This window comes from Paenibacillus sp. BSR1-1 (genome assembly GCF_030403775.1).
In the GTDB taxonomy this organism is placed as follows: domain Bacteria; phylum Bacillota; class Bacilli; order Bacillales; family Cytobacillaceae; genus Neobacillus.
The window spans coordinates 24,196-40,413 of the sequence record NZ_JAQMWQ010000034.1 but is presented as its reverse complement, the minus strand read 5'-3'; the positions used below and the strand labels follow the sequence as shown (position 1 = coordinate 40,413).

Sequence of the window (16,218 nt, the reverse complement as noted above, 5' to 3'; positions counted from 1 at the left end):
ATTATTCGTTTATTTCAGACATGTTATTGCAATATAAATGCCACGAATGTAAACGATTTAATATCTCCCTGTTCTTTGTTTCAGAAAAATCTATGTTACGTTTATGTTAACTTAGCTACCAAAAGAGTCACCTAAGGAGATTCAAAAGGAGGCGTTTTTCATCGTATTCAAAAACATGAAAAACCTGTTTTTCATGTCTTTGAGCGGGAGAAATTTGACCATTGCTATTGCTAGTTTTGTAGTTTTGTTAACAACTCTTGGAATTCTCTTTTTTGAGGAATCAAAGAAAACTGTTGCAATGACTCTTAATGGCGAACAAAAGGTCGTTAAAACACATGCAGATACCGTCAAAGAGTTATTTGATGAACTGGATGTTTCACTTCGCTCACAGGACTACCTGTTTCCAAAGTCGGATGCAAAGGTGAAGGACCACCTTAATGTCATTTGGAAGCAGGCCAAACAGGTTAATATTGTGAAGGACAACGAGAAGAAAACAATTTGGACAACAGCCGGGACTGTGGCTGAGCTTTTAAAGGAGCAGAAAATTGATTTGAATGCACATGATCAAATCTCACCAAAACCAGAAGCGGCAATCCAAAATAAGCTGAAGGTCGGCATTAAAAAAGCCTTTAATTTAACCTATGTTGACAAGGGCAAAGCACAACAAGTTTGGACCACTTCGACTACGGTCGCTGACTTTTTAACGCAGCGGGATATCAAGCTAAATCCATTAGACCGAGTTGAACCAGCACTTACAGAAAAAGTGAAAGACAATAGTGTTGTTAACATCATCCGGGTAGAAAAAGTCACCGATGTAGTGGAAGAACCTGTTGAATTTGCCGTAGTAACAAAAAAGGATGAAAATTTGACAAAGGGCACAGAAAAAACATTAAAAGCTGGTAAACAAGGCAGTATTTCCAAGCAGTTTGAAGTTTTACTTGAAAATGGCAAGGAAGTTTCAAGAAAATTAATTAGTGAGCGGATGATTGCAGAAAAGCAGGATAAAGTTGTGGCTGTCGGAACGAAAGATTTATCTTTGCAAGTTTCCCGGGGAGCAGTAGAAACGGGAAAAGAGTTTTACGTTACAGCAACCGCCTATACAGCGAATTGTAATGGCTGTTCTGGGCGGACTGCGACGGGTCTAAATCTCCGCACTAATCCAAACATGAAAGTCATTGCTGTTGATCCGAGAATTATTCCGCTCGGAACGAAGGTTTATGTCGAAGGCTACGGCTATGCTGTTGCAGCTGATACAGGCGGGGCAATAAAAGGTTATATCATTGATGTTTTTATGGCGTCTAATTCTGATGCGTATCGCTGGGGACGTAAAAAGGTAAAAATAAAAATTTTAAATTAATATTTTTCAATGATGCAGAGGGTCCTTTCCTCTGTATTTTTACTTTTTGTTTGTTTTTCATTATACTTAAATTCGAATACATACTAGTATTTTTCCACTGAGTATTATACTTTAATGTATGAATGCATTGATAATATAGACGATGGACATTACAAAAATGTTTCAAGTTTTTTTCAAATATTTAATTATTTTTTCTGGAGGAAAAATGAAGATACAAGAAATTATTGTCGTGGAGGGTAAGGATGACACGACGGCGATTAAAAGAGCGGTGGATGCGGATACGATTGAAACGAATGGGTCTGCGGTGAATGAGTCCACCATTGAAAAGGTAAGGCGTGCCCAGGAAACAAGGGGTGTGATTATTTTTACAGACCCAGACTTTCCTGGAGAAAAAATCAGGAAAACAATCGCCGGAAAGGTCCCTGGCTGTAAGCATGCTTTTTTACCAAAGGAAGATGCGCTTGCTAAACGCGGCAGGGGACTAGGTGTTGAGCATGCCAGGCCAGAAGCAATTCGTGAGGCCTTAAAGGATGCGCAGGTCATGCATGAAACAATTTCTGAAGAAATATCCCAAGAGGATTTAATCATAGCCGGACTTATTGGCGGTGAAGGTTCTAAAGAGCGCCGAATCCTGCTGGGGAAGCTTTTGAAAATAGGCTACACAAATGGAAAACAGCTTCATAAGCGTTTAATGATGTTCCAAATCAGCAAACAGGAATTTGCAGAAGCACTTGCTATTGTTAGGCAGGAGGAAAACAATGAATAAAGATATTGCAACACCCGTAAGGACAAAGGCGATCCTTGAAAAATATGGTTTTTCGTTTAAGAAAAGCCTGGGGCAAAATTTCTTAATTGATACAAATATTTTAAAAAAAATCGTCAGTTTCGCAGACTTGACGGAGGACTCTGGTGCGATTGAAATCGGGCCGGGGATTGGCGCGCTGACAGAACAGCTCGCTCGCACAAGCAAAAAGGTCGTTGCATTCGAAATCGACCAAAGATTGCTGCCGATTTTAGCAGATACCCTATCACCGTATCCGAATGTCAGCATCATTCATAAAGACGTGCTAGCAGCGGACGTCAGGGCTGTTATGACTGAACACTTTGCCGGCCTCGACGATGTTATGGTGGTGGCGAATTTACCTTATTATGTAACGACCCCAATTATCATGAAGCTGCTAGAGGACCAGCTCCCAATCCGCGGCATCGTTTGTATGCTCCAAAAAGAGGTCGCAGACCGGATTTCAGCCAAGCCTGGGACAAAGGATTATGGCTCGCTCTCTATTGCCGTGCAGTACTATACAGAAGCGGAGACGGTGATGATTGTTCCGAAAACGGTGTTCGTGCCTCAGCCAAATGTTGATTCAGCCGTAATCAGGCTGATTAAGCGGGAGAGTCCGGCTGTCAGCGTCAAAGATGAAACTTTCTTTTTCCAAGTGACAAAGGCTAGCTTTGCGCAAAGAAGAAAAACTTTGCTTAATAATTTAACAAGTCAGCTGCCGGATGGGAAACAAAAGAAAGAGAGCATCATTAAGGCGTTAGAAGCCAGTGGAATTGAACCCTCACGAAGAGGTGAGACCCTCTCATTAGAGGAATTCGGCCGTCTTGCAGACGAACTATATTCATATTTCCATTAGACCTTTTTAGAAGGTCTTTTTTTATTTTGCACAGTGCTCACGCAAGGGGCTCTAATCGGATTGCGGGCACTGTGAGGAGTTGACAATGCCCGAGGAGAGCGAAAAAAACGGTTCGCGGGCACTGTGAGACGTTCACAATGCCCGAGTAAAGCAAAAGGAACGGTTTGCGGGCACTCAAAGGCGTTGACAGTGCCTGTAAAAAGCAAATAAAACGGATCATGGTCCTTGTGAAATCTTCACAAGGACCATGAAACGAACTTTTATCACATCTTAGGCATTATGAGTTATCTGCCCAATAAATAACCATAAAATCCTTAAAAATAAATAATCCTAATTATTGTTCGTCACATGGACAAAGCCGGTGGCATAGCCTATGAGGGAAACTTTTATTATTTTGAAAGGCCTTTTTGCTGGTCTAATTGGAGTGACGGCAGTGGATATAAAATTAATGGATATTGTCGGCAGACGTTCGTACAACTGTGACATTCTTTTTCGTGTAATCGATTTTAGAAAAATAAATGACCAGAAATATGCGATCCTTTACGGGGAAGATTTCCGCATCGTAGCAGATGCTCCATATAATGATTTGGTTGTCATCAACCAGACCGAGAGATTAAAGCTTACACAAGAATTTAGGACACTAGAAGAGCAGTCTTTAAGACTTTTTAAGCAGGATGTTGATTTATTGAAACAGAGACAAGAATATACTGCAACAGGCGGGTATGTGAAGCCGAGCAATTATTTTCAAATCCCCGGCAGGGTCCTGCATTTAGATGGAGATCCCTCCTATCTGAAAAAATGTATGACTTTGTACGAAAAAATCGGAGTCCCCGTATTAGGCATCCATTGCAATGAAAAGGAAATGCCCAATAAAATCGGCGAATTAATGGACTATTACCGGCCGGATATTCTCGTCATCACCGGGCATGACGCCTACTCAAAGGCAAAAGGAAAGATGAGCGATATCAACGCCTATCGGCATTCCAGGCACTTTGTCCAGACTGTTAGGGAAGCAAGGAAAAGAGTACCTCATCTCGATCAACTGGTTATCTTTGCGGGTGCATGCCAATCACACTTTGAATCCCTGATTCATGCAGGGGCAAATTTCGCCAGCTCTCCCACAAGAGTCAATATACACGCACTTGATCCAGTATATATTGTTGCCAAAGTAAGCTTTACCCCGTTTATGGAGAGAATCAACGTGTGGGATGTTTTGCGCAATACGTTAACAGGAGAGAAGGGACTTGGCGGCATCGAAACAAAAGGTGTTTTAAGAACAGGTATGCCTTATAGACCAATCCCGGACGAGAATGAAGAAGAAAATCAAGATCAAGATACAGAGACAGTATGAGCCTTTTAATCCCCGGGGCTTATTTTTTTTAATATTGTACACATATTCCATTGACATTAAGGTAACGATAAAAATGTTGAAATTTAGAAGAAAAAGTAGAAGAAAAAATATTGACAAACTTTTTGTCGGACTGATATAATTTATATTTTTGTTTGACAGGACTATGTCAGTGTGTTATACTTTACATAGTGAGGTGGACCGAATGCCAAAAACCTTAGCCGATATTAAAAAGGCTCTTGACACAAATTTAGGGAAAAGATTATTGCTGAAAGCAAATGGCGGACGCAGGAAAACAATTGAACGTTCCGGTGTTTTAGCTGAAACTTACCCGTCTGTTTTTGTTATTGAATTAGATCAGGATGAAAATTCATTCGAGCGAGTGTCTTACAGCTATGCGGATGTATTAACAGAAACAGTTCAAATTACATTCTACGATGAAGCAGCAGGACATGTAGCATTAAGTTAGTATATAAGCAATGAGCGGCAGTAAACTTTAGGTTTACTGCTTTTTGCTATCATGAAAAACCATTTTTCCCCCAATACTAATAATGCTGCAACAGGAAAGGGGTTGTTTAGATGGGCAGAAGAAGAAGAGGGATTATGTCAAGCCAATTTAAAGAAGAGCTTGCCAAAGATCTTGGTTTCTATGATATTGTTCAAAAAGAGGGTTGGGGCGGTATCCGGGCGAAGGACGCAGGGAATATGGTTAAACGCGCCATAGAGCTTGCAGAAGCACAGCTGGCTGGTAAAGGCCGGCAGTCTTAACTCAAAATCAAAATGCACTTCCGCTTGTAATTTAAACGAATCACTGCTGCAGCATGGCCAGGGGGAACTTTTCCTCTGGCCTTTAATTTTCACCATATAACCCCAATGCGCTTGCGCTTTACTAGTCGTTTTGTGGTAAAATAGGACAAATGTGGATTGCGGAATATTGCACTATATAGAAGTAGGTGGACCTATTGAAGCTTTTAGTCAAAGCACCGGCTAAAATCAATTTAGCACTAGATGTTTTACATAAACGTTCCGACGGCTATCACGAGGTTGAAATGATCATGACGACCATTGATTTAGCCGATAGAGTGGAACTGACCTTATTAAATCAAGATCAAATACATATTCTTTCCCATAATCGTTATGTACCGGATGATCAGCGAAACTTAGCCTATCAAGCAGCACAGCTGTTAAAAAACCGTTTCAAGGTAAAAAAAGGTGTCATGATTGCCATTGAAAAAACCATTCCTGTTGCGGCTGGACTTGCGGGCGGGAGCAGTGATGCCGCTGCTACTTTACGGGGCCTGAATAAACTATGGGACCTCGGCTTATCACTAGATGAATTAGCGGAGCTCGGGAGCGAAATTGGTTCAGATGTGTCATTTTGTGTTTATGGGGGCACGGCGTTAGCGAAGGGCAGGGGAGAAATGATTACCGAACTGCCGCCGCCGCCGACATGCTGGGTAATTCTCGCTAAACCCTTTATCGGAGTTTCGACGGCTGAGGTCTATCGGCGCTTAGATATTAACAGAATGAATCATCCCGATATTGGACAAATGGTCGAGGCGATTAACAGCCGTGATTATCAAAAGGTTTGTCAAAATGTGGGGAATGTATTAGAGGATGTTACCTTAAATCTTCATCCAGAAGTGGCGCAGATAAAGGAGCAAATGAAGCGTTTTGGAGCAGACGCCGTCTTAATGAGCGGCAGTGGGCCAACCGTTTTTGGAATTGTCCAGCATGATTCGAGAATGCACCGAATCTATAACGGCCTTCGAGGCTTTTGTGACCAGGTTTTCGCTGTCAGGATGCTTGGAGAACGGCACTCACTTGATTAAATCCGAACATTATTGGTATTTTTATGGCAAACACTTGATTGAAGACGTACAATAATGATATCCTCTAATTAGAATATTCGGCTTTTGGGGGTTTGTTATGAAATTTCGCCGCAGTGAACGTTTGATTGATATGACCAACTATTTATTGGACCATCCTCGCCAATTAGTACCGCTAACGTATTTTGCCGAGCGCTATGCATCGGCTAAGTCTTCTATCAGTGAGGATTTAGCCATCGTCAAGGAAACCTTTGAACAAAGGGGAATCGGAACGTTGCAAACTGTGCCCGGAGCCGCTGGCGGGGTTAAATTTATTGTAAAAGTAACTAAAGAGGAAGCACAGCCATTCATGAATGAGCTATGTGACTTAATTGCTAATCCTGATAGGCTCTTGCCTGGAGGGTATTTATATTTAACGGATATTTTGGGGAATCCTTCCGTTGTGCAGCAGGCCGGGCGAATTATTGCCTCAGCCTATGCAGAAGCCAAAATAGATGTGGTGATGACTGTTGCCACTAAAGGAATTCCACTGGCTTATGCAGTAGCCAGTCAATTAAATGTTCCGGTAGTTATTGTCCGAAGGGATAGTAAAGTTACTGAAGGGCCAACCGTCAGCATTAATTATGTGTCTGGGTCAGCCAAGCGCATCCAAACTATGGTCCTGTCAAAACGTAGCATGAAGGAAGGATCACGGGTACTTATTGTTGATGATTTTATGAAGGCAGGCGGTACTGTCATGGGTATGATCAGTATCATTGAGGAATTCAATTCCCAAGTCTCCGGTATTGCTGTTTTAGTTGAAGCGGAAAAAATTGAAGAGCGATTGGTTGATGAATATATATCGCTTGTCCAGCTATCTGATGTGGATGTAAAAGAAAAAAAGATCAATGTCCAAATAGGGAATTATTTTAATAAACAGGGGGAGATCGTATGAAAGTAGTTCAAACAAATCATGCGCCAGCAGCCATTGGGCCATATTCACAAGGAATCATTGTCAACAATTTATTCTACAGCTCAGGACAAATTCCGCTAACAGCAGAAGGCACTCTGGTGACTGGAGACATTAAAGAACAAACCCATCAGGTTTTCCGCAATTTGCAGGCTGTACTTGAAGAAGCTGGGGCCTCTTTTGAAACAGTCGTAAAAGCTACTGTATTTATTAAAAATATGGACGAATTCGCGGCAGTTAACGAAGTTTATGGGGAGTATTTCTCCACGCATAAACCGGCCCGTTCCTGTGTAGAGGTCGCTCGTTTGCCAAAAGATGTATCAGTTGAAATCGAAGTAGTAGCGCTCGTGAAATAAACGAGCGTTTTTTTTTTGTCTGCATTTTACAAAAGTTCACAATTTCGTCCTAATTTTTTTAAAAAATTTTGAAAATAAAGAAGGAATAAGCAAATTATTTGTTGAATTTATTAAACTAGCTTTTTATCATTAGAAAAAGGGTGTGAGCACATGGAAGTAACTGACGTAAGATTACGCCGGGTTAATACGGATGGAAGAATGAGAGCGATTGCATCAATCACATTGGACAATGAATTTGTTGTTCATGACATTCGTGTTATTGACGGGAACAACGGTTTATTTGTAGCTATGCCAAGTAAACGTACTCCTGATGGAGAATTTCGTGATATTGCGCATCCAATCAATTCAGGAACACGCGGTAAAATCCAAGAAGCTGTTTTGGCTGAGTACCACCGTTTAGGTGAATTGGAAGTAGAATTTGAAGAAGCCGGAGCTTCCTAAGGATTATTACAACTAGGGCCTTTCTTCTAAGTAAGGCTCTTTTTTATGGTTTTTAAAAACCCACGAAACTTTCTTCTGTCCTCCACTAAAAAGACTCAAAATTACAACAATAGACACAATTCCTTCATTCCTTGAAAAGCCGCCCCATTTACGTTAATATTTTTAGTGGATAAAAAGGTTAAATTGGAGGACTTGAACATGCCCAATCGTTATGCTGTGATTTTGGCCGCAGGACAAGGCACGCGGATGAAATCTAAGCTTTATAAAGTATTACACCCAGTTTGCGGTAAACCGATGGTCGAGCATGTGGTTGACCAAGTGGAAAAGCTGAATGTCCAAGAAATGGTCACCATCATTGGACACGGAGCGGAAATGGTGCAGGGCCAATTAGGCGGCAGAAGCCATTATGCACTGCAGGAGCAGCAGCTAGGAACCGCACATGCGGTCATGCAGGCTGCCGGAATGCTGGAAGGAAAAGAAGGCGTTACCATCGTTGTTTGCGGTGATACCCCGTTAATTAAAGCCGAAACGATGGAGTCCTTATTTAAACACCATGAAGAATTAAAGGCAAAAGCGACCATACTTACGGCAAGGATTGATGATCCTGCAGGATATGGCCGAATTATTCGCAATGAAAAAGGTCTTGTCGAGAAAATTGTCGAACATAAAGATGCTTCGGAAGATGAGCGCAAAGTAAATGAAATCAATACGGGAACCTACTGTTTTGATAATGCTGCCCTTTTTGAAGCATTAAAAAATGTTTCTAATGACAATGTACAAGGAGAATACTATTTACCAGATGTCATTGAAATCTTGAAAAAACAAGGTGAAATTGTTACAGCCTTCCAAACAAATACGATAGAAGAAACCCTGGGCGTCAATGACCGGGTAGCTTTATCAGAGGCAGAGCGAATCATGCGAACACGTTTGAATGAAGCGCATATGCGAAACGGAGTAACAATCATTGACCCATCTAACACCTACATTGGAACGGATGTTGAAATCGGTCAGGATACCGTTCTTTATCCTGGAACCATTTTAACGGGAAAAACCATTATCGGTGCGGAATGTCATATTGGACCAAACACGGAAATTGACACGTGTGAAATTGGGGATGAAACAGTCATCCGTCAATCAGCTGCCTTTAAAAGCTCAATTGGATCCCACGTCAATATCGGTCCTTTTGCTCACATTCGCCCTGAGTCAAATATTGATGATGATGTGAAAATTGGAAACTTCGTCGAAATTAAGAAAGCTGTATTCGGAAAAGGAAGCAAAGCCTCGCACTTAAGCTATATTGGGGATGCCGAAGTCGGCAGTGATGTAAACATCGGCTGCGGATCGATTACAGTGAATTACGACGGTAAAAATAAATTTTTAACTAAAATTGAAGATGGAGTCTTTATTGGCTGCAACTCCAATCTTGTTGCCCCTGTCACTATTGGAAAGGGCGCTTATGTAGCTGCCGGATCCACGATTACAAAAGACGTACCTGGCGAGGCTTTATCTATTGCCCGTGCCAAACAAGTGAATAAAGAAAATTACGTTGCAAAGCTTAATCTAAAGAAATAAGCGAATGATTTCAGGAGGGCCCTCATGTCAAATCAATATTTAGATCCAAATTTAAAGGTATTCAGTTTAAATTCAAATCTTCCTCTTGCAAGAGAAATTGCCAGAGTAATTGGTGTTGAGCTTGGAAAGAGCTCGGTAACTAGATTCAGTGATGGAGAAATTCAAATCAATATTGAGGAAAGTATCCGCGGCTGTGATGTGTATGTGATTCAGTCCACAAGTTCACCTGTAAATGAAAATATCATGGAATTGTTAATCATGATTGATGCTTTAAAGAGAGCTTCAGCCAAAACGATTAATATTGTGATGCCTTATTATGGCTATGCACGTCAGGATCGTAAAGCGCGTTCACGTGAACCAATCACAGCAAAGCTTGTGGCAAACCTGCTTGAAACAGCTGGCGCGACACGTGTACTTTGTTTAGATTTGCATGCCCCGCAAATTCAAGGGTTCTTCGATATTCCGATTGACCACTTGATGGGTGTGCCTATTTTAGCTGATTATTTTTCAAATAAACAATTAAACGGTGATATTGTTGTTGTTTCTCCGGACCATGGCGGGGTTACAAGAGCAAGAAAAATGGCTGAACGCTTGAAAGCACCAATTGCGATTATTGACAAGCGTCGTCCAAGACCGAATGTGGCTGAGGTTATGAATATCGTTGGTAATATTGAAGGAAAAGTAGCGATTTTAATTGATGATATCATTGATACAGCAGGTACAATCACATTGGCTGCTAACGCATTAGTAGAAAATGGTGCATTGGAAGTATATGCATGCTGTACACATCCCGTTCTTTCAGGACCGGCGATTGAGAGAATCCAAAATTCAAAAATTAAGGAATTAGTGGTGACTAATTCTATTGCCCTTTCAGAAGAGAAAAAGACGGATAAAATCATTAATTTATCTGTCGCACCATTAATTGGGGAAGCGATTATCCGCATCCACGAAGAACAATCTGTAAGTACCCTATTTGATTAATAGGCCATATTAGGATCTGACTTTTTAGGTCAGGTCCTTCTTCGCTATAAGTGTTATTTTTTGCGAAAAAATGTTTAGTCCTTCCTGTTTTGGGGCAATTTTATATAGAATGTTTTATTCAAAATAGGAAGGTGACAATACATGAGTACTGTTTTACAAGCAAAAGAGCGGAAAGAACTCCGCCATTCGGCATTACGGAAAATCAGAGATAATGGGAATATTCCTGCTGTCATCTATGGAGCAAGAGTGGACAGCAAGCCGGTCTATATCAGTTCAGCTGATTTAACAAAGACAATCCGCGCTGTCGGACGTAATGGGGTCATTTCACTTGATGTTGAGGGCAGCAAACAGGATGTTATCTTAACTGATTATCAAGAGGATTTTATTAAAAGAGAAATTCTTCATGTTGATTTCTTAGCCGTAGATAAATCCTCCAAGATCAACGTTAATGTAAGACTTGCTCTTGTAGGTGAGGCAATTGGAGTGAAGGACGGCGGTGTCCTTCAGCAGCCGCTTCATGAAATTTCGATCACGGCAACCCCTGATAATATTCCACAGCAAATTGAAGTCGATATCACGAACCTTCAAGTCGGCGAAAACATAATTGTTGGCGATATTCCATCGGCAGGTGCTTTCAGCATTAACCACGAGGATGAAGAAGTCGTTGCTTCTATCCTGCCGCCTAAGGTCGAAGAGGAAATTGATGCTGGGGAGCAGCAAGAAGGCGGCCACCCTGATAATGAAGAAGGAAGAGAAACCACTCCAGTTGGTGGAGAATAGAAACAAAGACGTAACCTATCCTTGGTTACGTCTTTATCGCATTTCCATAGAAAATATATTATATTATGGGAGATAGCTATGTTCCAAAATTTTTTTAAAAGGTTGGCTAAACCAAAAGAGGAGGGACCGCCTATGAAATTAATAGTTGGTTTAGGGAACCCGGGGAAACAGTATGACCAAACAAGGCATAATATCGGTTTTGAAGTCATTGATGCCTTATCAATCCAAATGAATATACCGCTTAATCAATCCAAATTTAAAGGATTATATGGGATTGGTTTTCATAAAGGAGAGAAGATTCTTCTCTTAAAACCTCTTACATACATGAATTTATCTGGAGAGTCGATCAGAGCTGTAATGGACTATTACCAAATCGAGTTAGAAGATCTGCTAGTTATTTATGATGATCTCGATTTGCCCGTCGGAAAAATCAGACTGCGTCAAAAGGGAAGCCCTGGCGGACATAACGGAATTAAGTCAACCGTTGCTCACCTTGGTACGCAGCAGTTCAACCGGATTCGAATTGGAATTGACCGCCCTGAGCCGGGAATGAGCGTGCCGGATTATGTTTTAGGACGGTTCCGTCAGGATGAAAGGCCTTTAACACAGGAAGCTGTGAAAAAAAGTTCTGAGGCATGTGAAGTCTGGCTGGAGAAACCTTTCTTACAGGTGATGAATGAATATAATCAGTAAGTATTCATGATACAGGCTAAAATGACATACAATAAAGTGCATAAGAACTAGTTGAATAAGTTCCTCCTATCAGGTTAATACTAAAAGGGAATCGTAGATTAGGGAGGGACAGGCGTGGCCATCCATTACCATTGTCGTCATTGCGGTACGAACCTTGGTTCCATTGAAAAAGCATCGGTACATTCAGAAAGCCTTGGTCTTCATAAATTAACGGATCAAGAAAGAATAGATATGGTTGCTTATGACTCATCAGGTGATATTCATATCACGGCCATCTGTGAAGACTGTCAGGAAGCTTTGGAACGGAATCCAGACTACCACCAATACGATTACCTTATTCATTAACCAGCTTTGGATGCTATTCCAAAGCGTTTTTCTATTTATATTTTTCTAGATATTTAAAAATATACGTGTTTAAGAAGGGAGGAGAAACCTTGAACGGTTTAAAGTCATTATTCCTGAAGCAGGAAGATGTACACTCCATCATAGCCGGTGTGCAAGAAGGCTTAAGAGAACAGCTAATTGCCGGATTATCAGGCTCGTCTAGGACAGTCCTTACGGCTTCGGTCTATGAACAAATGAAAAGGCCGATTATGCTCGTCACCCACAATCTATTACAAGCCCAAAAACTCTATGATGATATTGTAAATCTACTAAGTGAAAAAGAAGTGTTTCTTTTTCCGGCTAATGAATTGATTGCCGCTGAAATGAGTATTGCCAGTCCAGAATTAAAGGCGCAGCGAATTGAGGCCTTAAATCACTGGAGCAAGCAGCAGCAAGGTATATTAATTGTCCCAATTTCCGGATTAAAGAAAATCCTTCCTCCTAAATCGTTATGGAAGGAATACCAGCTTTCTTTAAAAGTTGGCGAAGATTTAAATATTGATAAAATGTTAAATACCTTTGTCCAAATGGGCTATGTTCGGGCTGAAATGGTCACGACACCGGGGGAATTCAGTGTTAGAGGCGGAATTATCGACATCTATCCGCTTACTGAAACGAACCCGCTCCGAATTGAATTATTTGATACAGAGGTAGATTCGATTCGCTATTTCTCTTTGGAGGATCAGCGTTCCAAAGAAAAGGTTTCAGAAGTTATGATTGGCCCGGCAACGGAGGTATTGCTTAAAGCTGAGGATTATAGCCGAGTGATCGGCAAGCTTGAAGATGGTTTATCCAGAAGTCTAAAAAAATTAAAAGATGATAAAGCGAAGATCCAGTTATCACAAAATATCAGTTTCGAACTGGAGCAATTGAAAAATGGCCATAAGCCTGATCAAGTCTTTAAATACCTCTCGCTGGCATATGAAAGGCCTAGTAGTTTACTAGACTACCTGCCAAGTAATGGATTGGTGTTTATTGATGAAATCAGCCGTGTTCAAGAGATGAACGACTCCCTTATAAAAGAGGAAGCTGAATGGTATACCTCTTTACTTAGTGAAGGCCAAATTATTCATGATTTACATATTTCACATGATTTGCAGTCGATACTGCAAAAAAAGGAATTTCCAATCCTGTATATGTCCCTGTTTTTACGACATGTAGCCAATACGAGTCCGCAGAATATTATTAATATCTCTTGCAAGCAAATGCAAAATTTTCATGGACAAATGCATGTGTTAAAGGCAGAAATTGATCGTTGGAAAAAAGGCAATTATTCTATCTTATTTTTAGGACCAGACGAAGAACGGGTCAAAAAGCTTGAGCGGGTGCTAGAGGATTATGAAATTGATGCCAGCATTATAAAGGGAGAGCAGCAGCTGCTCCCTGGCAAAGTTCAGATTATGAAAGGAAACCTGCAAACAGGTTTTGAGCTTTCAATTCAAAAAATTGCCGTTATCACAGAAGAAGAGCTGTTTAACAAACGGGTGAAAAAGTCTGCCAGTCGTCAAAAGCTATCAAATGCTGAAAGAATCAAGAGTTACTCAGAGCTTAGAATTGGCGATTATGTTGTTCACGTCAATCACGGAATAGGCAAGTATTTAGGAATTGAAACACTAGTCATCAACGGAATTCATAAGGATTATCTCCATATTCGTTATCAGGGGACCGATAAACTCTATGTTCCGGTAGAACAAATCGACCAGGTCATGAAGTATGTCGGCTCAGAAGGAAAAGAACCGAAAATCTATAAACTGGGCGGCACGGATTGGAAAAAGGTAAAGAAAAAGGTTCAATCCTCTGTTCAGGATATCGCCGACGATTTAATTAAGCTGTATGCGGAACGAGAGGCGGCCGTTGGTTATGCTTTTACACCGGATGGTGATATGCAGAGAGAATTTGAAACCTCCTTTGCCTATCAGGAAACGGAAGACCAATTGCGCTCGATTCATGAAATTAAAAAGGATATGGAACGTGGACGTCCAATGGACCGCTTATTGTGCGGTGACGTTGGCTATGGAAAAACAGAGGTTGCCATCCGCGCCGCTTTTAAAGCTATTGCAGATGGCAAGCAGGTTGCGTTCCTGGTGCCGACAACGATTTTGGCGCAGCAGCATTTTGAAACACTCCGGGAAAGATTTCAAGACTATCCGATTAATATTGGCCTGTTAAGCCGTTTCCGCTCGAAAAAACAACAAACCGAAACTATAAAAGGTTTAAAGGCCGGTACATGTGACATTGTCGTCGGAACCCACCGCCTATTATCAAAGGATATTGTCTATAGAGATTTGGGGCTGTTAATTATTGATGAGGAACAACGATTTGGTGTTACACATAAGGAAAAAATTAAGAAGTTAAAAACCAACGTTGATGTCCTTACGTTAACGGCAACGCCAATCCCTAGGACGCTGCATATGTCGATGCTTGGAGTCCGCGACTTATCGGTCATCGAGACACCGCCAGAGAATCGATTCCCTGTCCAGACTTATGTCATGGAGTACAATGGATCATTGGTGAGAGAGGCAATCGAAAGAGAACTAGCCCGTGACGGACAAGTCTACTTTTTATATAACCGGGTGGAAGACATTGAGCGGAAGGCCGAGGAAATTTCCATGCTTGTCCCGGATGCACGCGTTACCTATGCACATGGCCAGATGACGGAAAACGAATTGGAATCGGTAATGATTAGTTTCTTAGCCGGGGAGTTTGACGTTCTGGTCAGTACGACCATCATTGAGACAGGGGTTGATATTCCAAATGTGAATACGCTCATTGTCTTTGATGCCGACCGCATGGGGTTGTCTCAGCTTTATCAGCTTCGCGGCCGTGTCGGCAGGTCAAACCGCGTTGCCTATGCCTACTTTACGTACCGCAAGGATAAGGTACTGACGGAAGTGGCCGAAAAACGCCTGCAAGCAATTAAAGAATTTACCGAGTTAGGTTCTGGCTTTAAAATCGCGATGCGCGATTTATCCATCCGCGGGGCCGGTAATTTATTAGGGGCCCAGCAGCATGGCTTCATTGATTCGGTTGGGTTTGATTTGTATTCGCAAATGCTGAAGGAAGCGATTGAGGAGCGTAAAGGCGACCTGGTTTCGGCAGAGGTAAAAACAAATGTAGAAATCGATCTTGAGATTGATGCTTACATTCCGGATACGTATATCAAGGATGGCCATCAAAAGATTGAGATGTATAAGCGATTTAGAGGAGCTCAGGCGCTTGAGGATATTGAAGAGCTACAGTCGGAAATGCAGGACCGTTTCGGTGAATATCCGGATGAGGTTTCCTACCTTTTCCAAATTGCTGAAATGAAGATCTATGCTGCGCTAAGCGGAGTCGAGCAAATCAAACAGGTTAAACAAGACGTAACCATATTAATCAATGAAAAGGTCACCAACACCATTGATGGAAGCAAGCTTTTCAGAATCGCCAACCAATTCGGCAGAAATGTCACGCCGGGAATGGATGGCCAAAAATTAAAAATAATGATCAAGACAAAAGAATATGAAACAGCCGAATGGCTGAACATTGCTTTTGAAATGATAAAGGCCATTCCCACTGCTAAAAGAGAACAGGAAAATCCGGTGAATTAAAAAGAGTCCTCATGGAGTGTTCATGAGGACAAAAACCATGTTGTGAAAGTAAAATCTGTCCTCATGGAGCGTTCATGAGGACAAAAACCCGGTTAAAAAGGCAAACCTGTCCTCATGGAGCATTCATGAGGACCAAATTCAGTTAGAAAAAGCAAAACCTGTCCTCATAAAATACTTAGAGACCCAAATCTTCAAAAATCTCCTCCAGCCTAGGATTTATTTAACCTAAATACTATACTTTCCCTTATTTTCATCCCAAGTTCTTTGGGAAAATTTCCTGTAAATGTGAAATTTATATGTC

The 16,218-nt window shown here is 41.3% G+C and carries 16 protein-coding genes; all 16 read left to right on the top strand.

Annotation, left to right across the window (positions count from 1 at the left end):
• Positions 1-175 precede the first annotated feature (175 nt).
• The 16 genes from PH210_RS28050 to mfd all read left to right on the top strand — a co-directional run bounded on the left by PH210_RS28050 (position 176) and on the right by mfd (position 15,917).
• On the top strand, positions 176-1,357 hold the full coding sequence (locus tag PH210_RS28050) for a G5 and 3D domain-containing protein (protein WP_289989774.1): 1,182 nt from the start codon (positions 176-178) through the stop codon (positions 1,355-1,357).
• 205 nt (positions 1,358-1,562) lie between these two features.
• Positions 1,563-2,123: a ribonuclease M5 gene (gene rnmV, locus PH210_RS28045; RefSeq protein ID WP_289989773.1), complete on the top strand. Its 561-nt coding sequence runs from the start codon at positions 1,563-1,565 to the stop codon at positions 2,121-2,123.
• Entirely contained in the window at positions 2,116-2,994 is an 879-nt protein-coding gene (gene rsmA / locus PH210_RS28040) for a 16S rRNA (adenine(1518)-N(6)/adenine(1519)-N(6))-dimethyltransferase RsmA (RefSeq protein WP_289989772.1), read from the top strand. Before rnmV ends, rsmA begins: the two co-directional genes overlap by 8 nt.
• Before the next feature lie 448 nt (positions 2,995-3,442).
• Positions 3,443-4,345, top strand: a complete 903-nt coding sequence (gene yabG, locus PH210_RS28035) for a sporulation peptidase YabG (protein WP_483312151.1) — start codon at positions 3,443-3,445, stop codon at positions 4,343-4,345.
• Between the two features lie 202 nt (positions 4,346-4,547).
• On the top strand, positions 4,548-4,811 hold the full coding sequence (gene veg, locus PH210_RS28030; RefSeq protein WP_205181638.1) for a biofilm formation stimulator Veg: 264 nt from the start codon (positions 4,548-4,550) through the stop codon (positions 4,809-4,811).
• A gap of 110 nt (positions 4,812-4,921) precedes the next feature.
• Positions 4,922-5,110 (top strand): small, acid-soluble spore protein, alpha/beta type, encoded by a 189-nt coding sequence (locus PH210_RS28025; protein ID WP_289989768.1) that lies wholly within the window; start codon positions 4,922-4,924, stop codon positions 5,108-5,110.
• Positions 5,111-5,304: 194 nt separating this feature from the next.
• The gene (gene ispE / locus PH210_RS28020) at positions 5,305-6,174 is read left to right on the top strand and encodes a 4-(cytidine 5'-diphospho)-2-C-methyl-D-erythritol kinase (RefSeq protein ID WP_289989766.1); all 870 of its coding nucleotides are present in this window, start codon (positions 5,305-5,307) and stop codon (positions 6,172-6,174) included.
• 97 nt (positions 6,175-6,271) lie between these two features.
• On the top strand, positions 6,272-7,105 hold the full coding sequence (gene purR, locus PH210_RS28015) for a pur operon repressor (protein WP_289989764.1): 834 nt from the start codon (positions 6,272-6,274) through the stop codon (positions 7,103-7,105).
• On the top strand, positions 7,102-7,476 hold the full coding sequence (ridA, locus tag PH210_RS28010; RefSeq protein ID WP_289989762.1) for a 2-iminobutanoate/2-iminopropanoate deaminase: 375 nt from the start codon (positions 7,102-7,104) through the stop codon (positions 7,474-7,476). Before purR ends, ridA begins: the two co-directional genes overlap by 4 nt.
• Before the next feature lie 150 nt (positions 7,477-7,626).
• Complete coding sequence (gene spoVG / locus PH210_RS28005) at positions 7,627-7,917, top strand: septation regulator SpoVG (protein WP_003347151.1); 291 nt, start codon at positions 7,627-7,629, stop codon at positions 7,915-7,917.
• A gap of 198 nt (positions 7,918-8,115) precedes the next feature.
• Positions 8,116-9,489, top strand: a complete 1,374-nt coding sequence (gene glmU / locus PH210_RS28000; protein ID WP_289989742.1) for a bifunctional UDP-N-acetylglucosamine diphosphorylase/glucosamine-1-phosphate N-acetyltransferase GlmU — start codon at positions 8,116-8,118, stop codon at positions 9,487-9,489.
• A 24-nt stretch (positions 9,490-9,513) separates the two neighbouring features.
• Positions 9,514-10,470 (top strand): ribose-phosphate diphosphokinase, encoded by a 957-nt coding sequence (locus PH210_RS27995; protein WP_289989740.1) that lies wholly within the window; start codon positions 9,514-9,516, stop codon positions 10,468-10,470.
• Between the two features lie 141 nt (positions 10,471-10,611).
• Positions 10,612-11,250 carry a 50S ribosomal protein L25/general stress protein Ctc gene (locus PH210_RS27990; protein WP_289989738.1) on the top strand — a complete coding sequence of 213 codons (639 nt, stop codon included), beginning with the start codon at positions 10,612-10,614 and terminating at the stop codon, positions 11,248-11,250.
• Positions 11,251-11,382: 132 nt separating this feature from the next.
• On the top strand, positions 11,383-11,943 hold the full coding sequence (gene pth, locus PH210_RS27985; RefSeq protein WP_289989736.1) for an aminoacyl-tRNA hydrolase: 561 nt from the start codon (positions 11,383-11,385) through the stop codon (positions 11,941-11,943).
• A 114-nt stretch (positions 11,944-12,057) separates the two neighbouring features.
• Complete coding sequence (gene fin, locus PH210_RS27980; RefSeq protein WP_223596381.1) at positions 12,058-12,288, top strand: anti-sigma-F factor Fin; 231 nt, start codon at positions 12,058-12,060, stop codon at positions 12,286-12,288.
• A gap of 89 nt (positions 12,289-12,377) precedes the next feature.
• Positions 12,378-15,917, top strand: a complete 3,540-nt coding sequence (gene mfd, locus PH210_RS27975; RefSeq protein WP_289989732.1) for a transcription-repair coupling factor — start codon at positions 12,378-12,380, stop codon at positions 15,915-15,917.
• Positions 15,918-16,218: the final 301 nt, after the last annotated feature.